This is a genomic window from Lachnoclostridium sp. An181, from assembly GCF_002160325.1.
Lineage (GTDB): Bacteria > Bacillota > Clostridia > Lachnospirales > Lachnospiraceae > An181.
In genome coordinates, this window is the sequence record NZ_NFKJ01000005.1 from 23164 (window position 1) to 42928 (window position 19765).

Genomic DNA, 19765 nt, shown 5'->3' on the forward strand with positions numbered 1-19765 from the left:
GTATTTTTTATTACACTGGAAATTAAATCATTTATTAGCATATTTACTTTCTTTTGACTTTAGTTTTCCAGTTCCGCCTTCTACAACACCATCACTTTTCAGAACAGATAATATTGTCCCTAAAAAACACCGGAAATCAAAGAAAAAACTCATCTTTGCCACATATTCTCCATCTAATTTGGCTTTTTCCGGAATCTCAAGCTCATCTCTTCCATTAATTTGTGCCCATCCGGTAAGCCCCGGCATAACATCATTCGCACCATATTTATCCCTTTCTTCCAATAAATCAGACTGATTCCAAAGAGCAGGACGTGGACCTATGATACTCATTTCTCCCTTTACTATATTGATAATTTGTGGTAGTTCATCCAAAGATGTTTTCCGCAAAAATTTTCCTACTTTTGTAATATACTGATCTGGATTTTTCAGCATATGGGTTGGCATATCCTTGGGGGTATCTATCTTCATAGTTCTAAATTTCAATATATTAAAATACCGCTTATGTATTCCAACCCTTTTCTGTTTAAACAAAACCGGTCCTTTAGAATCCAGTTTTATAGCAATTACAAGAATCAAAAAAACAGGCGATAAAACTATTAGTCCTACCATCGATAAACATAAGTCAATCGCCCGTTTCACTTTCATGTACCGTCTCTTTTTCATTTTAATCCCCTTTCATCCAACTAGGAGTATTATAATTCATTCAAAACAATTTCATTAAACTACTGATTTTTGACTTGAATCTGAAGACATATTCCTTTCAGCAATAGAAATTTCATACTTTTTTATGATCAAAACCCCAAAAATTTCAAACGAAATAAACTTTCAGTTCTTCATCGTTTTATTATACCCATCTGGCAAGTTTTGTTAAATACTAGTGTTTGTTCTCAAACTATTCAGTGCTTAATGGCATCTGCTAATCATGCAAGTATTCTCTAACATTTCTTTCCGCTATGACAAAAGGCATCTTAGTAAGATGCCTTTTTAGTCCTATCTGTCTTCTCCTCGTTCTGTTTCTTCTAAGATACATCTTTTACAAAAACAGCACAAATTTATTTATGTATCATGAAACATCATTTTATTTACACTTTTATTCGTTCGATATTATACCACTTTAGCATCCTAAGTGTCAACAAAACCATATTTAGTTCTTACTCACGTTTTCTGTTGTAATATTTCTATTGTTTTCTCTACACCGATACGTCGGCACAATTTCCGCCACAATCCTCTTCATATCACTCGTCTCATGCTTACTCAGCTCATCCAATTCATGCAGCTTTTCCTCAAACCACACATCATCCATCTGTATCGGTTTTCCGATATGTATCAGCGCATTCTCTGTCTCCTGAAGCCCTTCTTCATCCATCAAAAGCTCCTCATACAGCTTTTCTCCTGGCCTCAATCCCGTATACTTTATCATGATATCCACATCCGGAGTTAATCCTGACAAACGAATCAAATTTCTGGCCATATCATCGATCCTCACCGGCTCTCCCATATCCAGCACAAAAATCTCTCCACCCTTTGCATAATAGGACGCCTGCAGTACAAGAGAAACCGCCTCCGGAATGGTCATAAAATAGCGGATAATATTTTTGTCCGTCACAGTCACAGGGCCGCCTGCTGCAATCTGTTTTTTAAACAGCGGGATAACACTTCCATTGCTGCCAAGCACATTTCCAAAACGTACTGCCACAAAGTCCGTGTTCTCACTTTTCCGGTTCATCATCTGCACAACCATCTCGCAAAGACGCTTGGATGCCCCCATGATATTTGTAGGGTTTACTGCCTTGTCCGTGGAAATGAGTACAAATTTCTTTACACCGTTTGCAGCGGCCGCTTTGGCTGTTTTATATGTACCCAGCACATTATTTTTAATAGCCTCATTCGGGCTGTCCTCCATAAGGGGAACATGCTTGTGGGCTGCTGCATGGAACACCAGATCTGGTTTGTAGGTTTCCATTACCCAGTTGATACGGTTTGTATTTCTCACAGACCCTATCAGAACCGTCAGTTTTAAATCCGGCATCTTGCGTTTTAATTCCTGCTGGATTTCATATGCATTGTTCTCATAGATTTCAAAAATAATCAATTCTTTCGGGTCCGCATTGGCAATCTGACGGCACAGCTCGCTTCCGATCGATCCGCCTCCTCCGGTCACCAGGACAACTTTTCCTTTGATGAACGCAAAAATCTCCTCGTTGTTTACTTGAATCTGGTCTCTTCCAAGTAAGTCTGTAATCTCCACATCTCTCAACTTGCTGACCCTCACCTCGCCACTCATCAGCTGATAAAGCGCCGGGACTGTCCGCAGTTTACATCCGGTATCTTTACAGATATTGAGGATCTCTCTTCGGTCTTTTCCGGATGCTGACGGGATCGCATAGATAATGGTGTCAATGTGGTATTTTTTCACCATTTCCTCAATATCATATCGATTTCCCTCTACCGGAACTCCTTCCAGCACTCTGTGCTGTTTCTCAGGATTGTCGTCAATGAAACATTTTACATTTACATGCATTTTATCTGTACTAAGCAACTCTTTCATCAAGGTCTGTCCAGTACGTCCCGCACCGATGATCATTACTTTCTCGGCTGTTTCATCCTCTCTTTCTTCCACTCCGTGCAGATAAGCACGAAACATACGATAGGAAAACCGCATTCCTGCAGTCAGTCCAAAACTGAGCAAATAGCCGACAATATAATAAGAACGCGGCATGTGCAGGCACATAAAGACCATCCCAACCGCATACAAAAATGCCAGTATCACATATGCTTTTACCATCCTCCACGCATCTGACACACTCATCAGTCTCCATATACCGTGATACAGCCTGCACCCGTAAAAGACGACAATCGTTGCCACGATCCAAAACGGCATGGACCACAAATATCCTTTGAGATACTCTTTTGGGATACTGCTCCACATAAAATCAAATCTCAGAAACAGAGCCATAAAATACGAAAAAGCTACGATCAGTGCATCTCCGCACGCAACCAGGGCTGCTTGATAAAGCCATTTGGAGGGTTTTGTTTCATTATTCTCTTTCATTTACTCACACCATCACTTCTCTTTTATTTTTTGTTCCGCCTATAAAAAATAAACGCCCCTACTATCAGCATTACCACAGCTGCGATCAATGCGTTTACTGGTCTTATATCAGTCACATACGCATTGCTGTAGTACAGAACAAAAAGTGTAATGCCGATCAGCGCGAGACATGAAAATACAATTTTTACAACTAATTTCCCACTATAATTCATTTCCCTCACCCCTTTTTATTTTCTCTCACATCTTAATTTATTATATAACGCCCTGCAATTTTCGACAATGTATAAATTCCCTAATTGGGGTTTTTGTTACTTTTTGTAGTTTTATGATTTTAAAATGCACCTCTCGTATTTTTCGACAAAATTTCACAAATTTTTCTCAATTTGCTATTTTCAGCTATTTTACGTTCTTTTTCGACATTTTACTATGTTTTCTGCCCTTCCAGCTCCATAAAACTGGCCAAGTTGCAGAGTTATTAATATAGAAGGAGGTGATTTCTATGACAGAACTGGAAAACTTTTTAAACCAGCTTGGGCTGCGCTTTCACTATCGCGGATTTGACCAGACACTTCTCGCATTTGATCTTTTGTTGGAAGATGAGATGCGTCTGTGCTCCATTGTAAAAGATATTTACATGCCAGTTGCCGAAAAATGCGGATGTACCTGGCACTCTGTTGAGCGCAATATCCGCACTTACATTGCTCATATCTGGGAAAATGAGACAAGCCGCGAAATTTTTGTCTCTTCTACAGGCTATACGCACAAACCAAGCGTTGCTGATTTTCTGGACATTCTTTTCTATTCTTTGATTCAGTGTGCGGAAAACTAAAAATATTTGGCAAAGAGAATAATTTAAGCCAATCATGACCACCAGCTAAGCTGGTGGTTTCCTCTGCGGCTATAAGGTTGTGTTCTCTGCTTGCCTCTAAAGAACCTTTTTATTTGCCCTTTTGTACCGGCTCACCCGTAAACGGATCAATATACTCTTTTAATGTCATTTGATCGTACTCCAAATCTTCTTGTAATTGGTTTCTAACATATTCTTCTATTTTCTTTCCATATCTTACCCACTGTATCTACATAGCAACCTCTGTACCAAAAATGACGGTTCCCATATTTATATTTTAAATTGGCATGCCGTTCAAATATCATAAGCGAACTTTTTCCTTTTAAATATCCCATTACTTCTGATATGCTATATTTTGGTGCAAATACAATATGATACTTACATTCCCACTTTGTATGTGATAAAATATTCTTATCCATTTAGGGTACCTCCTTTATATAATCTGTGCGGTTGGTGAACCTACACTTATTATATCATTGGAGGTTTTTACTTGAAACTAAAGCTCTCTGGGAACATACCTGTATAACAGGGGTTTATTTTTATTGCCAATACAATAAAATAAGTCCCTTTCTTTGATTTTCGGGACTTATTTCAAAAGATTTGTATGAAGTTCATATGAAGATAATATGTAGGTTTTCTTGTCAGATCTCTGTAAGTTTCACTCAATATACCTTTTTTACCTGTTCATAAATGCTTTGCCGGGGCGTTTGCATCGTTACGCAACATAAATTCGTTTGAAAAATTAATTATTTCCTGTCGGTATAAATGGACGAATTGCCGCTGCAACACCGGAAATCGGCATTGTCTGCAGCCACACTTGTCCAGGACCTGTCAGCACTGTATTGAAAAGCCCTTCTCCTCCAAGCAGTTTGTTCTTGATGCCCGGCACCTGCTGAATATCAATGGAAACACTGCTTTCAAAACCTGCTACATTTCCGGTGTCCACCACTATCTTTTGTCCTGGCGCCAAGTCATATTTTATCAATTCTCCATCAATCTCCACAAAAGCCATCCCGTTTCCGGATAGTCTTTGCATGATAAATCCTTCTCCTCCAAAAAATCCGGCTCCCAGCTTTTTATTGAAATGAATCGCCAGATCTACCCCTGTCTCAGATGCCAAAAACGCCTGTTTCTGCACAACGATCTCTTTCCCCGGTTCAATTTTAAGCGCCAGAATTTTCCCCGGAAAACTGGATCCAAATGCAATCATTCCTTTTCCCCTTGCCGTATAAATATTCTGGAACATACTTTCTCCAGAAAACGCTTTGCCAAACATTTTTCCAATTCCGCCACCACTTGTCTTCATCTCCATGTTCGGATTCATCCAAACCATGGAACCTTTTTCTGTGATCATCTGTTCTCCGTCCTCCATCTGACAGATTACAACCGGGAAACTTCCTCCTTTGATTTCATAATTCATAGACTTTTCCTCCTTTTCATGTTGACTTTATTTACTTTTCAAGCTTTTCTTCATTTTTTACCAGCCAAGCCCACTTATTTAAACTTTTCCCTGTAACATGTAAAAATCCCCGTAAATATAAGTCTTTTTACTATCTTTCCCATTTTCCGCCTGGTAAAATACTGGAAATATTTAAAACCCTCCATTATTATACGCCTTCGTAATCACATAAGACAGCTCATAATATGCACTACTGTTATAATTATCAATAATTTCGCAGATTTTATTATTATATACTCTAACAATACCATCTATATAATCTTCACCTGGCTGCAATGTCGCTAAAATTAGCCGCATATAAACTTTACCCATCTGAGTCTCGGAGGGAATTTTTTCAACCAGTTCTTTATCCACATTTGTAATATCAAATCCATCACATTTCAAATGATATACTTCTATCCATTCGTTTTCTACTTTGGACGGATTCTCACAATGCAGGACATTTGCAAGGCTTATCAGGTGTCTCCACTCTTCTTTTGGAATGCTGTTTACTACATATTTATTTCTTTGATGAAGTTTTCTTGCTACTCTTTCTATCATATAACACAGAAAATACAGATCATCATATTGGATATCCTCATCCAGGAAAAATTGGTTTGTCATAATGAATAACTCTCTTCAAATTCTAATGTTTCAAGTGCTTTTTCTGTACAAAATACAATCTGATGTGTAGGGTATTTAAATTTAACCAACTCCCAAAAAGCAGCCTTGGATATATTTCCCGTAATATAATCTTCTATATAATCCCATATAGTATCATCAGCCATTGGTCCGTCCACAATATCGTAATTATGTCTATTTCCTCTACGGCAATCTACAATAAACTCCAGCCATTCTTCAGTCATCTCTAAAAATTGTTTTATCTTCAAAGATGAATTTTCAACATAATGGTATTTATTTACAATATGTTTCCCACGTTTCGTTAAGGCCCATCTTTTTGCCTGCTTTTCCAAGATAGTACAATAAAACCCATATCCAAAATCTTTATAAAATCCATTTTCCAGTATTTTCGGTTTTTCTACTACAACATTACTTCCAAGAAAGATAATCTGTTTAATCATTTTCCCCTGATATAACTATTTTAGTATTTCCTTATCTTATTGAATCACTTAAAAACTATGCCAAATACACTTTTTAATAATATTTTCTTCCTGGTTCACCTTGCTCTCTAATACCTCAAGGTGTAATCACGGAACAGCGTTCCAGTTTCAATATATTTCATGTTGCTGTTTATCTAACCAAATCGTTTTCCATTCCCATACTCCTGGCAAGTTTCAATACATCTCATGTTGTTGTTTATCTTTTCTGTATCGATCTTGCTCTATGTAACTCTTTTGCAGTTTCAATACATCTCATGTTGTTGTTTATCAGTTATTAATAAAAAGAAAAGAGAGGAAAAGGACAGTTTCAATACATCTCATGTTGTTGTTTATCTTACAGCTGGCAGGGCAAGGTATATAAATGCCAGCGGTTTCAATACATCTCATGTTGTTGTTTATCGATTTTATTGACAAACAGGACGTTGTTGTTAATTAGTTTCAATACATCTCATGTTGTTGTTTATCTTGCCACGCATCCCCGCCGATTTCCAGATAATCCAGTTTCAATACATCTCATGTTGTTGTTTATCAAATTAGGAGGAACAGATGAACGAATTAAAAGTAATGTTTCAATACATCTCATGTTGTTGTTTATCAACTCAATCCAGTCACTATGTGCCGCATACATGCCGTTTCAATACATCTCATGTTGTTGTTTATCCAATAACCTTTTCTCTTTACTGTTCCCTTTTAACAGGTTTCAATACATCTCATGTTGTTGTTTATCGTGTCTTCGAAAATGGGGCAGTTTTCATGGATCTACGTTTCAATACATCTCATGTTGTTGTTTATCTGACCTGTACAATGCGCCCCAGGGGATGTTTACAGAGTTTCAATACATCTCATGTTGTTGTTTATCTTCCTGGCCGAGCAAGCTCTATTGTAAAAAGAAGGTTTCAATACATCTCATGTTGTTGTTTATCGCAAGTCCAAGCCCAGCTCCGCCTGTCGCACTTGAGTTTCAATACATCTCATGTTGTTGTTTATCTCGGAATTGAATTTCCAGAACTGAAAAAGGCTGACTGTTTCAATACATCTCATGTTGTTGTTTATCTTTTACATTAACTCCCATTCGCTTTTCTAATAGCGTTTCAATACATCTCATGTTGTTGTTTATCGAAACATCAGATTGTTTTTGGTTGCAATTATTTGTTTCAATACATCTCATGTTGTTGTTTATCGTTGTGTTTTGCTCAGAAGTAAATGCTGGACGACTGGTTTCAATACATCTCATGTTGTTGTTTATCTTTTATCTCGATTCCATTCGCCCCCTCTTTTATCCCGTTTCAATACATCTCATGTTGTTGTTTATCAAAGTCGTTAAAAACGAATCTTTCGATAAGTTGGTGTTTCAATACATCTCATGTTGTTGTTTATCTCCCCATCAACGATGTACCGAAAATGGGCAAGTGGGTTTCAATACATCTCATGTTGTTGTTTATCTATCGCCTGTCCAGTCGGCCACGCTGGCCGTCAACTGTTTCAATACATCTCATGTTGTTGTTTATCTCCTCTTGGTAGTTGTATGTAATATCACCAAAACGTTTCAATACATCTCATGTTGTTGTTTATCAGGGTTGCAGAAAGAACTGCAACCCCAATTTTTTGTTTCAATACATCTCATGTTGTTGTTTATCGCGAAAAAGATACCTAATACACTCGCTACAAGCATGTTTCAATACATCTCATGTTGTTGTTTATCTGCAACGATTTCTTTTTCTTTTGCCCAAGATTTTTGTTTCAATACATCTCATGTTGTTGTTTATCCCACGATTTCTCGCTATTTTTCCATTTCATTATCTCTGATTCTCCTTTATTTTTCAAGCCTTTCTTTGTTTTTTACCAGCCGTACCATCTTCCTTTATATTTTCCACACAAATACGTAAAACTTCTTGTAACCATAAGCTTTTTTCACATTTCCTATATTTCGGCACCTGGTAAATAATTGACACATTTTCAAAGTCCCATTTTTCCTTGCTGATTTATCTCCTGCGTTTTATACCATATTAACACTGTCCTATCTGCCAGATATCTAAAATCTAGGCTATGATTCCTATTGTTATCCCATATCATTGACCATTTGGTTTTATTGGACAAGTTTCTACTCATATTTATATTCGTAATTTTATACGAAATCTAACACCTCCAGATTCAAGACTTCCCATTCTTTACTAATTGCGACTGCTTTTGAAAAGTCGATATAATTCTATCCCCTGTGTCTGACTATATACTTTTGAAATTGTGCAGTAATTATGAACACTGTTCTCTCAAACTGTGTCACCCTGAGCCAGCATATACGCTGACATCATGTATGCTGGCTCTGCTGGTTAACCGTTCAAACTTTATTAAATTATTCTATCCAAATCTTAATTTTATCTGCATACCTTCCAATCACCCCGGCATACCCATCCATTCCATGCCCTTTTTCATTGTCAATTTGAGTCTCATAAAAGTTTGAATCATTCTGAGCAGAGACACAATAGTATATTTTTTTATATCTATATCCTTCTGGCGTGGTATAATAAAATTCGAACGCTTGGATTGGCGAACCGTCTCCCAAAACGCCGTTAACCAAATCTTTTGTGTCATAATGATCTTCAAAAATCAAATACGGCAGCCATCCATTCTTTTTAGTATAAACACGTCCCTTTACTTTTCCTTTTGTAACCCGAAGTCCCAAATAGCAAATCGGAACATTATCTCCTTTACCTGCCCAGTCTTCCTGATTTTTTACTTCCGGCCACCATCGGTCGGTATATGCAGAATAATAACAGTCTACTTGTCCAAGCTCTCTGTTCTGTAAAATCTCCCCGGAGGTATTGCCTTCCTTTTGGGATATATTCACAGGATCTTCTTTCCCTTTCCCATCTGATATTCCCTCCACAATTGCTCTGGCACATTTCTCTACATCCCAGGCATTTGCATCTGATTTGGAATCAACAAAACAGCATTCTATCAAAATTGCGGTTGCATTTGTGCTCTTCAATATATATAAATCTCTTCCTTTTTTTTCACCTCTGTTTTTAATTCCTAGAGCACTTGCAATTTTAGAACTGACACATTTTGAAACACTCTTACCGCTTTCATCGTCATAATAGTAAACCTCTGTGCCGGTTCCCCCTCCTGCATTCAAATGAATGGAGACATCCAGATCTGCCTGATGACTATTGCATTTCTTCACAATAGCAGAAAGGTTTTGGTTCTGTGTTGCCCCTTCGTCATCCGTACAATCATGTACCGTGTGTCCTTGCTTTTTCAAAAGTTCAATGACTCTGTTTTTCACCTTCCTGTTTTCATTTACCTCATCCAGGTATCCCGAAGCCCCTCTGCACCTGAGAGAATGTCCTGCATGTATGTTATAAACCGCCATTGCGAATCCTCCTTTTTCTTAATCTAAATATCAGAGTCCTTCCTGTTCCGCTTTCTCTCTGGCAGACAAAAAATATGGATTATCCATGTTTTTGGTCATCATCTTTGTTTACGACTCTATCTGCAATTTCCAATCCTTGTATCAAAATATTCGGCACACGATAGCCCGCTGCCACAAAATTTTCCAGAACAGAACGGATTTCATTGATAATCAGACTTGCAAGAACAAACCAGCCAAGCAATGTTGTAACACCAAGATCTATTCCAATTGAGTTCCCGATTTCTATGAATACCGCACTGGAGCCAAATGCAACCATGATCATGATCCAATATCCCAATTTTTTCAGAACACCTTTCCATCCTTTTGTAGAATTTTCTTTTCCAAGCATCCTGCTTTTCATCCAGCCAGTGAACCAATCTGCTACGTTCAGCATAAGAAATACTACAAACAAAATCCAGTGTTCACCAAAGATATAGGAAAGCACTGCTACTGCAGCGCCTATAATTGCATTATATTCATTGATAATAGGTTCTACACAATTCATGTTCATTCCCTCCCATCTCAATATTTGAAATTTGTCAATATATCTCCCGATATATTTTTTAATTTATCTTAATACCTTTACAGGTATCAATTCATTGTTAATAAATCTGTTGCCTTGTCTATCCATACACTTACCCTATCAGTTCTCACTTCCATGTCCTTACATTCCTTCATTCTGTTTTATGGATAAAGGTACAGGGTAGACTTTTGCTTTATTACTGCCTCATTGGGCTGATGGAGGGATCCTTCTTATCCCTGTACCTGTATCGGCACTATAAATCTGTTAAGCCGCCTGCAGCTGGCTCTTTCTATAACTTCCGAAGACTAGCTCCGGTTCATAATAAGCTTTCTTTTTGGACAGTGTAAAGATAAGAGTAAGCACCTTTTTGCTTACAACTATCAGTGCCTGCATTTTCTTTAATGGATTATTTTCCCTTGTTTTCAGCTAATCGTAGAGCTGTCGCAGTTCCTTATTGTTTGCCACCATAGTAAGTGAAATCTGATACAGCACACTTCGCAGATTTTTTCTGCCCCGCTTTGATATACATGTTCCACTCTTATTTTTTCGGAACTATCTTCTATCAGGTTATATCCTGCCAGACGACTCATCTGTCTTGCATCCTCAAAACGTAACGGATTTCCCAGTTCACCCAGACACATTGCTAAAGATACTACTCCCATTCCAGATATACTCAACAGGTATTCTGATACTTCTGTTTTCTTCAGTGCTTTTTCCATCTCTGTTTCCAATGATTCCAGCTGCTTTGTTAATAACTCTAATTCCTCCATTAACTGCTGTATTTTAAAGCATGCAGCATACTCTCCGTAATCAACTCCTACACTGGTTTTTACAGCTGTTACCAATTGTGCTGCCTTTTTTCTTCCTACTGTCTTTTTCACTGCTTTTTTGATTTCTTTCAGCACACCTTCTTCTCCTAATTCCAATATAAACTTAGGAATAGGGCATACTTTCAGCAGATGCATAGAAGCTTTCCCTGCAAAAGGATGCTTGAATACAGTTCCAAACTCAGGAAAATATTCATCTAACACTGCAGTTATTGTATGGATAATAGACTTTTTCCTTTTGTTCATGCTGTGTCTGGTCGTTGTCAGTCCCCGCAATTCTGCGTAGACATCGTGCGGAAGATAGGTCTCAAAATATCGTCCGTCCTTAACCAGTCTTGCTATCCTAAGTGCGTCCTTTTTATCTGATTTTGTCTGGCTGTTATCATCCAATTCCTTTGCTTTTTTGTATGGTAAGGATTTACCAATACAACGGTGATCTTTGTCTGTTTAAGCAGGAAATTTGCAAATGCCTTCCAGTAATGTCCGGTTGGCTCCATTCCCACGATAACCTTGTTAAAATCTTCCACCTTGTAGATTTCACAAATCCTTGTTAAGATTGCATTGAAACCATTTCGGTTATTTTCAAATTTAAGTGCCTTGTTATGTTCGATGCCACGGCAGTCTACAAATCTTGCCCATTGGTTATGCTTGGCAATATCAACACCAACAATTAAGGTTTTTAATGTGATTGTTTCAAGTTTTTCATTGGAATGGCTTTTCTTTTTCATTAGCCAAAAATCTCCTTTGTTTTGATGTATTTAAAAGTCGCCAAACTTTCTTACATCATACTGGGAGATTTTTTTAATTGTCAAATTTCATGTTCTATAGGAATGCTTCCTCTGACAATCAAAATAAAACCTGGCTGCTCTTGTTATCCTCCTCGATTTGTTTTACCTTTTTAAGGAGAAGGCAGATTTTTCTCTGCCCTCATCTGTCTTTTCACCTTTTTAGAATTTGAGCTCTTTTCTGGAAAAACAACCTGCTGCTATATTATCACCTTTAATAAAATTTACAATTATCATGCCTATCCCTCTTGTATACTACTCATTTTTAATGTGCTTTTCCTTCCCTTTACTGTTATTCATGTAGTCTTAATCAAATTCCGGAAGATAACTCGTAGAACTCCCTGTTTGTTTCCAACCACCCTATTTTCAATACCTTTCCATCAATCTACATTTCCTGCACGCACAGCTCTTTGAAATCTTGAGAATACTCATCATGTTCATCACCTTCTAAATCTTTATGTACAAAAAGTATGCTGTAAGGCTTTGCCACTTTCTTTGTCTATCCGTTGCATTGTACACCCAGCTGCTACCTGTACTTGAAGTAAGGCCCACATCTCCATTTCCTTTAACACCAATGGAGATGAGATTTTTATATCCTGAAATCTGCGGCGCATTAATCGTCAAATTTTTTGAACCAAATGCTGTTAGAGTTAGCCCTGGCAAATCAACCGGTACTATTTTTACATAATCTGCTAGCTTTTCTTTCTCCTCTACAGAAGTCATTAATACAGAAAACTCGGCATCTACAGCCGTCACATTCAAGCCATCCAGCGTCACCGTATACAACACCATCTCATGTCTCAAATCGCCATTTCTAATATCTCCCTTCGTCGCCTCTGGCGCCGTTGCATTTCCTTCCGTCTCACTTCCCTTAAGAACTGCAAGTTCCACGTTCTCCTCGCCCGTCTCGGAATCCTTTGTATATCGCGCAACAATCAAATCTTTTCGTTTCTTTCCCTGACTACCATTGTCGATCGTCACGCTTTCATATGTCCCCGGTTCAATTCGCCAGTGACGTCCCTGCATCATGCCCTCACCGTCATAAATTTTAATTTCGTTGTTGCTCACCAACTCTGCACGAAATTTTTCTCCCACATTGAGCACATAGTCGTCTGTCCCAAAGGTTCCCTGATTCAACGCCCCGGCATCCGCGCTGGTGACATGCTCCTCACCTTTTTTTGCAGTCACAATCTTAATTGCCATCTCTTAATCATCTCCTTCTATCTTATATTCCATCTTTTCTTCCCCGTTCTGGATTGTTAATATCTTGCCAATAATCGGCTTTTTCACAGAGATTCCTGTAATATAGTCACGTCCGGAAATGGTATCTCCAATCTGCATATCCAGCTCTACATCATCACGAATATTTGCCTGAAAACTCTTTTTGTCCATGAGCTCCCTCAATTGTTCCGTACCGTTTTCTACAAGCTCCTGCTCTTCTGCGCCTTCAGAATCATATACACTGGTGCGTTCATCAAGCCCTGCATAATATGGAGCAGTTCCAATCGTACTATCTTGTTGCACATACAAATGCCGGACCAGTCTGTCTTTTAAATCTCCTTTTCCCAGACATATCAAATGATTGATACCTCTTTTATAGTCTGTGACCGTAAAATCCAGGTTGTTGTCCTGGGAAATTTCCGTCGTGCCGCTGTAATCAACAGCGGGTACTGCTTTTAAACTTACATACCCGATTTTTGGCACGTTCTGCTGTACATATGTAATTTCCAATCGGTACCCCTTTCCTGACAGCATCTTTTCAATACCTGCCAGAAGGGTGCAATATCGATCAAATCGGAAATTGCTCACTGTAATTCCTGTGTCCTCTTCAGGTACAGAAATAAGATTGCTGATCTTTGCATCTTGGACTAAACTTGCTATCACTGTGTTTAACTCTCCGGATACTGTTTTGTAATCCTGACCAGCTGGTGGCTCGATTATTTTTTTCGCCAGCATCCCCCGCCAGGTATCTCCACAGATATAAATTCGGTTTTCTGCCGTGCTGCTCATAAGCTCACCGACTGGTCCGCCGAATTCGGTTCCGGGGATATAGGCATAGCATCCTGTCTGTATATCCCCCATCCAGTGGTCCACAGAAAAAGTGAATTGAAAATCATTCGTATCCCCAATATCAATATCCGCGTCCGCCTCCTGCAAAAGCCTTATCTCTTTTCGATTTTTATCTGCAAGTATTAAATCCATCGCGGTTCGCTCCTTTCCTGAAATAGAGTAATATCTATTCCATATTCTCCGGACCAATTCACAGTATGATTCCCGACCGGAATTTTACGGAAAATACTCTGCACCTTGTTTCGGCTGTCATTTTCATTGATCTTGGTTCCATCCTGTTTTGTTCGTACAACAGTCTGTGCCCGGCTGTCTATCACCAAATATTCATTCTTGGCAACTGTTGTAAAAACTTCATACGGATATCCCCCGATCAGGATTCTCGGATTTACCACAGGGCCATAAATTATCATGTTAAAATGTGCATCCGTATAGTGATCGTTATCCAGTCTTCCTATAGCTCTGTCATTTGACGCATAATCGTACGGGAAATTGTATGGATAATCCAAAAATTCTTCCTTATTATTTTCCTTTCCGGCTACAAATGAAAACTTCTTTTCAGTGATCCAAAATGGGTAGTCTGCAAGAATCGTCAATGTGTGAAACATGATCGGAAGTCCCATTCTCCAATCTGTTTTCTCAGATCCGATCATTTTACACTTTAAGTATTCTCCGCTGCTGGCATACAGCGTGCCGTCTGTTCCCGAAAAAATGTCTGTTTGTACAACATCCGAAAGTCTGTTTACAGCCTTGACCCAGTCGCTTTTTCTTTTTTCAAACGGAACTGTATAGTCACACATAACAGCTATTTTTACAGGGATCTCTTTTGCGGCCATTTTATAGTTTCCTGTTCTATCCCGTTTTGCCCCTTCTTTTGTCTCATATGTAAAACTCCAATTTAACAAATCACCTTCCTGGAACATGTAAGGAAAATCCGAGAAATCAATCTTTTCGCCTTTATGATTTATGTAATAAAAATCCATCTCTTACCTCCTTATAAATCCCATGTTTGCGATAGCTCTTCCGGCCTGCCTGTTGCCAATATAGATACCCATCTTGCCGATACCTTTTTCAATTCCTTCCTTCTGCCGGTTTCCGTATTCGATCATGGCGGACACAATGTATTCTCCCAATGCATCTGCACTTATATAGGAAGTTTGTGTATTATTTTTCGCGGCCTCCTTCGCATATTTCACAGAAATATCATGTGGGATGACCTGGCTGCCGTTTGGAAGATAGGTCAGTTCCCCACGTCCTCCTTCATTTATGACCGCAAATCCGCCTGCCCAGCGATCTGTTCCGTGGGCAAGATAAGGAATCGTCCCAATCTCCACACCCGGAATTTTATTGATCAGTTTGATGGCCGCATTGATTCCGCCGATAACACCATTTACAAATCCTTTGACCTGAGCAACCAGAGAACTCACCGCGCCTGCAATCCCATCAAATATTCCCGATACAAACGAGGTCAGCCCGGTCCATGCTGATTTAATACTGCCAAGTATATTTGCTATAACTTGTCCAACTCTGTTCATCACATTGGATACTGTTGTAAATATTCCGCTAAACACATTAAAAAAAGTTGAGCCGACCGGTGCTATGTAGGAAATGATAGATGCAATAACCCCCGCTATAAATCCCGCAATCGGAGATATCGCAGATATAATTCCCTGTATCACAGATATTGCCACACTTAAAATATTGGTGATAGTCGGGAGCATCCCTGATATCGTACTGATGATGACTGTTATGATCGAAATTAAAGCCGGCAGTATTGACGCGATCATTTGCGCCACTGTTGTGATGATCGTTGCAATTATAGGCGCAAGTTGTGTGACCAGCTGTGCGATCAGAGGTCCAATATTTGCAATCAGCTGTCCGAGACTCGTTATCAGCATTAAAATAACAGGCTGGAGCGAGGCTATCAATACACTTATCGTTCCCATAACTGAATTTCTAAGCCCTTCATTTGTAGCCATTAAATAGGCAAACACTCCTACAAGTGCAGTCACCGCTGCCACGGCCAGTCCAACCGGACTCGTAAGCGCTGCAAATACTGTCTTTAACCCGGTAATCAACGAAGTTTTTCCGCCCATCTCACTGATCTTGCTGCTAACCTTCCCAAAGGCTCCTGTCACTACCTGCGCTTTTTGGAAGGCTCCGCCAAGAGTACTGATCAATGGCCCCATCGCTCCGACAACCGCCATACCCTTAACTGCAAAATTTTGCAGACTTGGATCGGCATTTACAAAAGCCGTGACAAGGTCAGTAGCCTTTTGGATCAATGGTGTAAAAGTCGGAAGAAGTTTCTCTCCCAACACAGCCATCAAATTTGACGTTGCTGCCTGAAAGGTCTGTATACTGTTTGCGGCACTGTCCGATGCCCCTACATAAGACCCTTGTATACTCTGTGTCTGTCCCATCACATAGTTATATCGAAGCTGTGCTTTTTCCGCCTCACTCATCTGGCTGTATACCTGCCCTGTCTGAGCCGCAAAGTTTGCCAGATCTGTTTCTGACATAGCAATCCCCATCTGTGCAAGTCCTTGTGTTTCTCCTGTGAAAACTCCCGAAAGAGCCGACATTGCCTCCTCGATCCCGACATTTTTTAAAGCCGCTAAATCTCCTGCCAGTCCTGCAAGCGATGTGGACATACCTGCTGCCTCAGGTTGTCCCATACCTACGGCAGACGCCATATCTCCAAATACCGAGGCCGTTTCCAAAGCCTGGCTTTTTGATAGCCCAAACTGTTTTGTCGCTGTATCTGCCCACGCATTTACCGTGTTTGCACTGTTTCCAAATGTTGCATTGACTCTGTTTAAATTGTCCTCCAGTTCGGTTGCCGCAGTGATCATTTTTTCTTTGGCATCCTTGATCGGTTGTGTAAGACCTTCCTGCATTTTTGCTCCAAGTCCTGACAATTTAGCGCCCAACACTTCTATTCTTTTGGGCATATCATTGATCTTCTTATCAAACTCCTCAACTGTCTTGTTTACATTTGCCAGTGCTCTTTGAAATCCGGAAGTATCCACGTTGAGTTCTGTTCTCACCATTAACTCATTCAAATTTCTTCACCTCCTTTGGCTTTTGTATTCTATTTTTCCTGTATATGATGTCAATCCATCCTTTTCCTTCCTTTTCTTCCACTTCATTTATGATTTTGAGATTTTCAGATACAATTTCTGTATTTGCCTTTTTCACCTTTTCCTTTTTCCATAACTGCAATGCCTTTTTCCGTTTGGGCCGGTTTACATTGTATACTGCGGTAAACACTGCGTTATAAAACCGATAGTTTTCTCCTACGACTTTATCCTCCCAGGCCTTATAGATAAATGCTTTTTCTTTTAGAGTGAGCATTTCATAATCAGCCTTGGAATACCCAAAATTTACCGCAAAAAAAGCAAAATCCAGTTCTTTCTGATAAGGTTTTGCCAGCTTGTCATACTGTGGATCCACATCACCGGAAAAATATTCAAACTCTATTAATCGGCCCGGAAGAAAAAAGGGCAGTCCCTCTCCAATGTCTCCATAACCAATCCGCAGACATTGGCATATCCGTTTGATTCGATGAGCGCCTCTGCCACTTCCATTCCCTTTTTAGGTGCAAGAAAAGCATCTGCCCCTTCCTTTTTAATTCCATATGCAATATATGTTTTGAGGGATGCTACGCTGAGCATCCCCCCTGTGCGGCGGATGTCAGCGAGCGTAGGCATATTAGTCACTCCCTCGATCATCTCAATGCGTTTTAAGTTATACTTGAGTTCGTAATTTTCCCCGTTATGACTGATCATTCTATTCTCCTCCTTCTGTTACTGTGGCAATTCCGGATTTTAAGGCTTTTCCGGTGCTATCCGTTTCAATGATCATAATCTGATTCCCCCCTGTCACTCCGGAAATCTCAGCTGTTCCGTCCCAGGTTGTACCGGACATTACCTCTCCATATGCAGGATATGCAAGCGGAGCTGCTCCGGTTTTGTAATAATATTTATTGCTCCCCTCTTTTACAGGGTTTACATATACTTTTGTCTTCTTTGCCGCTGTTCCTGCCACTGATACGATCGTGAGCGGCTCCAGAGCACTGGCTCCATCCGGCATCGTGTCAGGCTCCACCGGTTCATTTAAGAGATCCACCAGTGCTCCCATACCTTCCAGTGTCAGAGAATATGTCATAGCATCATCAAACGGAGCCTCTAAAGGATAATCGGTGATAACCGCCATCCCTCCAAACATTCCCTGTTTCGTCTTTCCATTTACCACTTTAATGCACACTGGGTCTGCATTTTCAAATGCCTGTGACAGAATGGTATGTGACTCGTCATTTGGTACATAAAGACCTTCGTTGTCAATGGACCATTCCTTCATTCCGGCAATCTTGGATTTCCAACCTCCCAATGTGTCCTTTGATGTAATCTCAATACTGTCGGCAGAGCGATTGATGGTCAGCCCCTGCTGTCCACTGATCGCAAGCAATCTGCTTCCGTCCAGACTCCAGATTGCAAGTAAAATGTCTTTTCCTGCTACAGCCTTTGCAGCTGAGCTTGTAAAATCACAATAATTGTTGTTGTCAAAATTTCCCATATTTGTTCCTCCTATTTCTATCCTTTTATTGTTTACATGTGAATCCGTAGCAGACCATAAATTCATACTGTACCACAGGTTTTTGCTCCTTTGTATCCTCTGTTTTCATGGACTGTATTCCATTTTCTGTCTGCAGGATCAGTTCCCATGGCTCTGGCAAAGTGATCTCCTCCGTCAAAGCTTCCTGAAGATCTTTTATCATCCCATAAATCTCCGCTGTAGAATCTTCTGTTTTCGGAATGCATTGTATCTGTACTGTAAAGATATCTGTATACATTGTTTTCGTATGATTCGATATGGACTTTACCACTTCTGCCAGATAAAACGGTTTGGATAACCCTTGTTTTTCAAAGTCATAGCATTCCTTCCCTGTTCTTTCTTTTACGTGTGTTTTTACAGCAGTCATAAGATCTTCCATTCCCATTCTTTCATACATCATGCCTGCCCCTTTCTTCTCCTTATCAGGGTCTTGTTCCTGTATTAACTTTGGATGTCGATCATGGTTATTGTAAATTTTTTCTCTTCCTTCTGTTTCTTTGCCATGGCTGTGGCGATCGCCTTTTGTACACGTCTGTCAAACTCTGCCTGATTCTCTTTTATTTTTAGAAATTCATCAAAGCGTATAGCGTTGACATGTTTTTCTTTTTCACTTTTTTTCTTTTCCTTCTCACGGATGCCCCTGCTATTTCCTTTTCACTGGCCCCGGCAGTTTCATCCCTTTTTAACAGTTCTTTTTCCATCACTCAACACCCCTTCTGCAAAAGCCCATCCAGTCAAGTCCAGGCCACTGCGTAAAAATATATAGTTTAACGTCATTTCGGACGAGATTTTATCTCTTTTTATCTGTCTTCATCATTCAGCCATTTGGCTGTTTGTTCGATATTCATGCCGCCTGTACATCTTCTGTAAACTGTACTTCCGTCTAACAGGATGATCATCGGCAGTTTATCCACCATATACTTTTCCGCCACAAATGGATTCCGCTGTACATCTATGCGCTGTATTTTTTCTTTTAAATCCATCTGTTTCTCCAGCGGAATAATAAACTGTTTTTCATAAAATCTACACGGCGGACACCACGATGCATGAAAAAACAATAATTTTCTCACAGCCTGTCC

20 protein-coding genes, 2 pseudogenes and 1 CRISPR repeat array are annotated in these 19765 nt (G+C 39.6%); of the genes and pseudogenes, 1 reads left to right on the forward strand and 21 read right to left on the reverse strand.

What is annotated here, in order from left to right; translation table 11 throughout:
* Positions 1-27 precede the first annotated feature (27 nt).
* The 3 genes from B5F18_RS04710 to B5F18_RS04720 all read right to left on the reverse strand — a co-directional run bounded on the left by B5F18_RS04710 (position 28) and on the right by B5F18_RS04720 (position 3264).
* Positions 28-645: a sugar transferase gene (locus tag B5F18_RS04710; protein WP_275532808.1), complete on the reverse strand. Its 618-nt coding sequence runs from the start codon at positions 643-645 to the stop codon at positions 28-30.
* A 499-nt stretch (positions 646-1144) separates the two neighbouring features.
* On the reverse strand, positions 1145-3052 hold the full coding sequence (locus B5F18_RS04715) for a polysaccharide biosynthesis protein (RefSeq protein WP_087156525.1): 1908 nt from the start codon (positions 3050-3052) through the stop codon (positions 1145-1147).
* A gap of 23 nt (positions 3053-3075) precedes the next feature.
* Positions 3076-3264, reverse strand: coding sequence for a hypothetical protein (locus B5F18_RS04720; RefSeq protein WP_087156526.1), 189 nt, complete (start codon positions 3262-3264; stop codon positions 3076-3078).
* Positions 3265-3551: 287 nt separating this feature from the next.
* Here B5F18_RS04720 and B5F18_RS04725 point away from each other — a divergent pair, with 287 nt between their 5' ends.
* Positions 3552-3881: a sporulation initiation factor Spo0A C-terminal domain-containing protein gene (locus tag B5F18_RS04725; protein WP_087156527.1), complete on the forward strand. Its 330-nt coding sequence runs from the start codon at positions 3552-3554 to the stop codon at positions 3879-3881.
* A 109-nt stretch (positions 3882-3990) separates the two neighbouring features.
* On the opposite strand, the pseudogene tnpA reads toward B5F18_RS04725, so the two are convergent.
* From tnpA to B5F18_RS04805, 18 genes and pseudogenes are all read right to left on the reverse strand, one after another.
* Positions 3991-4318 (reverse strand): annotated as a pseudogene (gene tnpA, locus B5F18_RS04730) (IS200/IS605 family transposase).
* Between the two features lie 323 nt (positions 4319-4641).
* On the reverse strand, positions 4642-5319 hold the full coding sequence (locus B5F18_RS04735) for a TIGR00266 family protein (RefSeq protein WP_087156528.1): 678 nt from the start codon (positions 5317-5319) through the stop codon (positions 4642-4644).
* A 171-nt stretch (positions 5320-5490) separates the two neighbouring features.
* Positions 5491-5961, reverse strand: a complete 471-nt coding sequence (locus B5F18_RS04740; protein WP_087156529.1) for a hypothetical protein — start codon at positions 5959-5961, stop codon at positions 5491-5493.
* A complete protein-coding gene (locus B5F18_RS04745; protein ID WP_087156530.1) occupies positions 5958-6419 on the reverse strand; it encodes a DUF3990 domain-containing protein in 462 nt (153 codons plus the stop codon). The genes B5F18_RS04740 and B5F18_RS04745 overlap by 4 nt, the downstream gene beginning before the upstream one ends.
* Positions 6420-6563: 144 nt before the next feature.
* Positions 6564-8225: direct repeats of the CRISPR family, unit length 30 nt; unit sequence GTTTCAATACATCTCATGTTGTTGTTTATC.
* Between the two features lie 583 nt (positions 8226-8808).
* Positions 8809-9828 carry an N-acetylmuramoyl-L-alanine amidase gene (locus B5F18_RS04750; protein ID WP_087156531.1) on the reverse strand — a complete coding sequence of 340 codons (1020 nt, stop codon included), beginning with the start codon at positions 9826-9828 and terminating at the stop codon, positions 8809-8811.
* Between the two features lie 79 nt (positions 9829-9907).
* The gene (locus B5F18_RS04755) at positions 9908-10372 is read right to left on the reverse strand and encodes a phage holin family protein (protein WP_330394103.1); all 465 of its coding nucleotides are present in this window, start codon (positions 10370-10372) and stop codon (positions 9908-9910) included.
* Positions 10373-10812: 440 nt separating this feature from the next.
* The gene (locus tag B5F18_RS12700; protein ID WP_442911366.1) at positions 10813-11463 is read right to left on the reverse strand and encodes a transposase; all 651 of its coding nucleotides are present in this window, start codon (positions 11461-11463) and stop codon (positions 10813-10815) included.
* Positions 11461-11945 (reverse strand): annotated as a pseudogene (locus tag B5F18_RS12705) (IS110 family transposase); the annotation flags it as partial. The gene B5F18_RS12700 and the pseudogene B5F18_RS12705, both read right to left, overlap by 3 nt.
* A 504-nt stretch (positions 11946-12449) precedes the next feature.
* Positions 12450-13205 (reverse strand): hypothetical protein, encoded by a 756-nt coding sequence (locus B5F18_RS04765; protein WP_087156533.1) that lies wholly within the window; start codon positions 13203-13205, stop codon positions 12450-12452.
* Between the two features lie 3 nt (positions 13206-13208).
* Positions 13209-14204: a Gp37-like protein gene (locus B5F18_RS04770; RefSeq protein WP_087156534.1), complete on the reverse strand. Its 996-nt coding sequence runs from the start codon at positions 14202-14204 to the stop codon at positions 13209-13211.
* The gene (locus tag B5F18_RS04775; RefSeq protein WP_087156535.1) at positions 14195-15052 is read right to left on the reverse strand and encodes a hypothetical protein; all 858 of its coding nucleotides are present in this window, start codon (positions 15050-15052) and stop codon (positions 14195-14197) included. Before B5F18_RS04775 ends, B5F18_RS04770 begins: the two co-directional genes overlap by 10 nt.
* A 3-nt stretch (positions 15053-15055) precedes the next feature.
* Positions 15056-17134 (reverse strand): hypothetical protein, encoded by a 2079-nt coding sequence (locus B5F18_RS04780; protein WP_087156536.1) that lies wholly within the window; start codon positions 17132-17134, stop codon positions 15056-15058.
* Positions 17127-17525: a hypothetical protein gene (locus B5F18_RS04785; RefSeq protein ID WP_242955804.1), complete on the reverse strand. Its 399-nt coding sequence runs from the start codon at positions 17523-17525 to the stop codon at positions 17127-17129. The genes B5F18_RS04780 and B5F18_RS04785 overlap by 8 nt, the downstream gene beginning before the upstream one ends.
* 26 nt (positions 17526-17551) lie before the next feature.
* Positions 17552-17860: a hypothetical protein gene (locus B5F18_RS04790; RefSeq protein ID WP_087156538.1), complete on the reverse strand. Its 309-nt coding sequence runs from the start codon at positions 17858-17860 to the stop codon at positions 17552-17554.
* 1 nt (position 17861) lies between these two features.
* Positions 17862-18647, reverse strand: coding sequence for a phage major tail protein, TP901-1 family (locus B5F18_RS04795; protein ID WP_087156539.1), 786 nt, complete (start codon positions 18645-18647; stop codon positions 17862-17864).
* Between the two features lie 25 nt (positions 18648-18672).
* Entirely contained in the window at positions 18673-19086 is a 414-nt protein-coding gene (locus tag B5F18_RS04800; protein ID WP_087156540.1) for a phage tail terminator family protein, read from the reverse strand.
* Positions 19087-19249: 163 nt separating this feature from the next.
* Positions 19250-19387, reverse strand: a complete 138-nt coding sequence (locus B5F18_RS12490; protein WP_162607537.1) for a hypothetical protein — start codon at positions 19385-19387, stop codon at positions 19250-19252.
* 99 nt (positions 19388-19486) lie between these two features.
* A complete protein-coding gene (locus B5F18_RS04805) occupies positions 19487-19756 on the reverse strand; it encodes a thioredoxin family protein (RefSeq protein ID WP_087156541.1) in 270 nt (89 codons plus the stop codon).
* Positions 19757-19765 lie beyond the last annotated feature (9 nt).

Bases quoted from the DNA above. Each gene is read 5' to 3' on its own strand.
- B5F18_RS04710 (WP_275532808.1), bottom strand. From the start codon at position 645: ATGAAAGTGAAACGGGCGATTGACTTATGTTTATCGATGGTAGGACTA.
- B5F18_RS04715 (WP_087156525.1), bottom strand. From the start codon at position 3,052: ATGAAAGAGAATAATGAAACAAAACCCTCCAAATGGCTTTATCAAGCA.
- B5F18_RS04720 (WP_087156526.1), bottom strand. From the start codon at position 3,264: ATGAATTATAGTGGGAAATTAGTTGTAAAAATTGTATTTTCATGTCTC.
- B5F18_RS04725 (WP_087156527.1), top strand. From the start codon at position 3,552: ATGACAGAACTGGAAAACTTTTTAAACCAGCTTGGGCTGCGCTTTCAC.
- B5F18_RS04735 (WP_087156528.1), bottom strand. From the start codon at position 5,319: ATGAATTATGAAATCAAAGGAGGAAGTTTCCCGGTTGTAATCTGTCAG.
- B5F18_RS04740 (WP_087156529.1), bottom strand. From the start codon at position 5,961: ATGACAAACCAATTTTTCCTGGATGAGGATATCCAATATGATGATCTG.
- B5F18_RS04745 (WP_087156530.1), bottom strand. From the start codon at position 6,419: ATGATTAAACAGATTATCTTTCTTGGAAGTAATGTTGTAGTAGAAAAA.
- B5F18_RS04750 (WP_087156531.1), bottom strand. From the start codon at position 9,828: ATGGCGGTTTATAACATACATGCAGGACATTCTCTCAGGTGCAGAGGG.
- B5F18_RS04755 (WP_330394103.1), bottom strand. From the start codon at position 10,372: ATGAATTGTGTAGAACCTATTATCAATGAATATAATGCAATTATAGGC.
- B5F18_RS12700 (WP_442911366.1), bottom strand. From the start codon at position 11,463: ATGAACAAAAGGAAAAAGTCTATTATCCATACAATAACTGCAGTGTTA.
- B5F18_RS04765 (WP_087156533.1), bottom strand. From the start codon at position 13,205: ATGGCAATTAAGATTGTGACTGCAAAAAAAGGTGAGGAGCATGTCACC.
- B5F18_RS04770 (WP_087156534.1), bottom strand. From the start codon at position 14,204: ATGGATTTAATACTTGCAGATAAAAATCGAAAAGAGATAAGGCTTTTG.
- B5F18_RS04775 (WP_087156535.1), bottom strand. From the start codon at position 15,052: ATGGATTTTTATTACATAAATCATAAAGGCGAAAAGATTGATTTCTCG.
- B5F18_RS04790 (WP_087156538.1), bottom strand. From the start codon at position 17,860: ATGATCAGTCATAACGGGGAAAATTACGAACTCAAGTATAACTTAAAA.
- B5F18_RS04795 (WP_087156539.1), bottom strand. From the start codon at position 18,647: ATGGGAAATTTTGACAACAACAATTATTGTGATTTTACAAGCTCAGCT.
- B5F18_RS04800 (WP_087156540.1), bottom strand. From the start codon at position 19,086: ATGATGTATGAAAGAATGGGAATGGAAGATCTTATGACTGCTGTAAAA.
- B5F18_RS12490 (WP_162607537.1), bottom strand. From the start codon at position 19,387: ATGGAAAAAGAACTGTTAAAAAGGGATGAAACTGCCGGGGCCAGTGAA.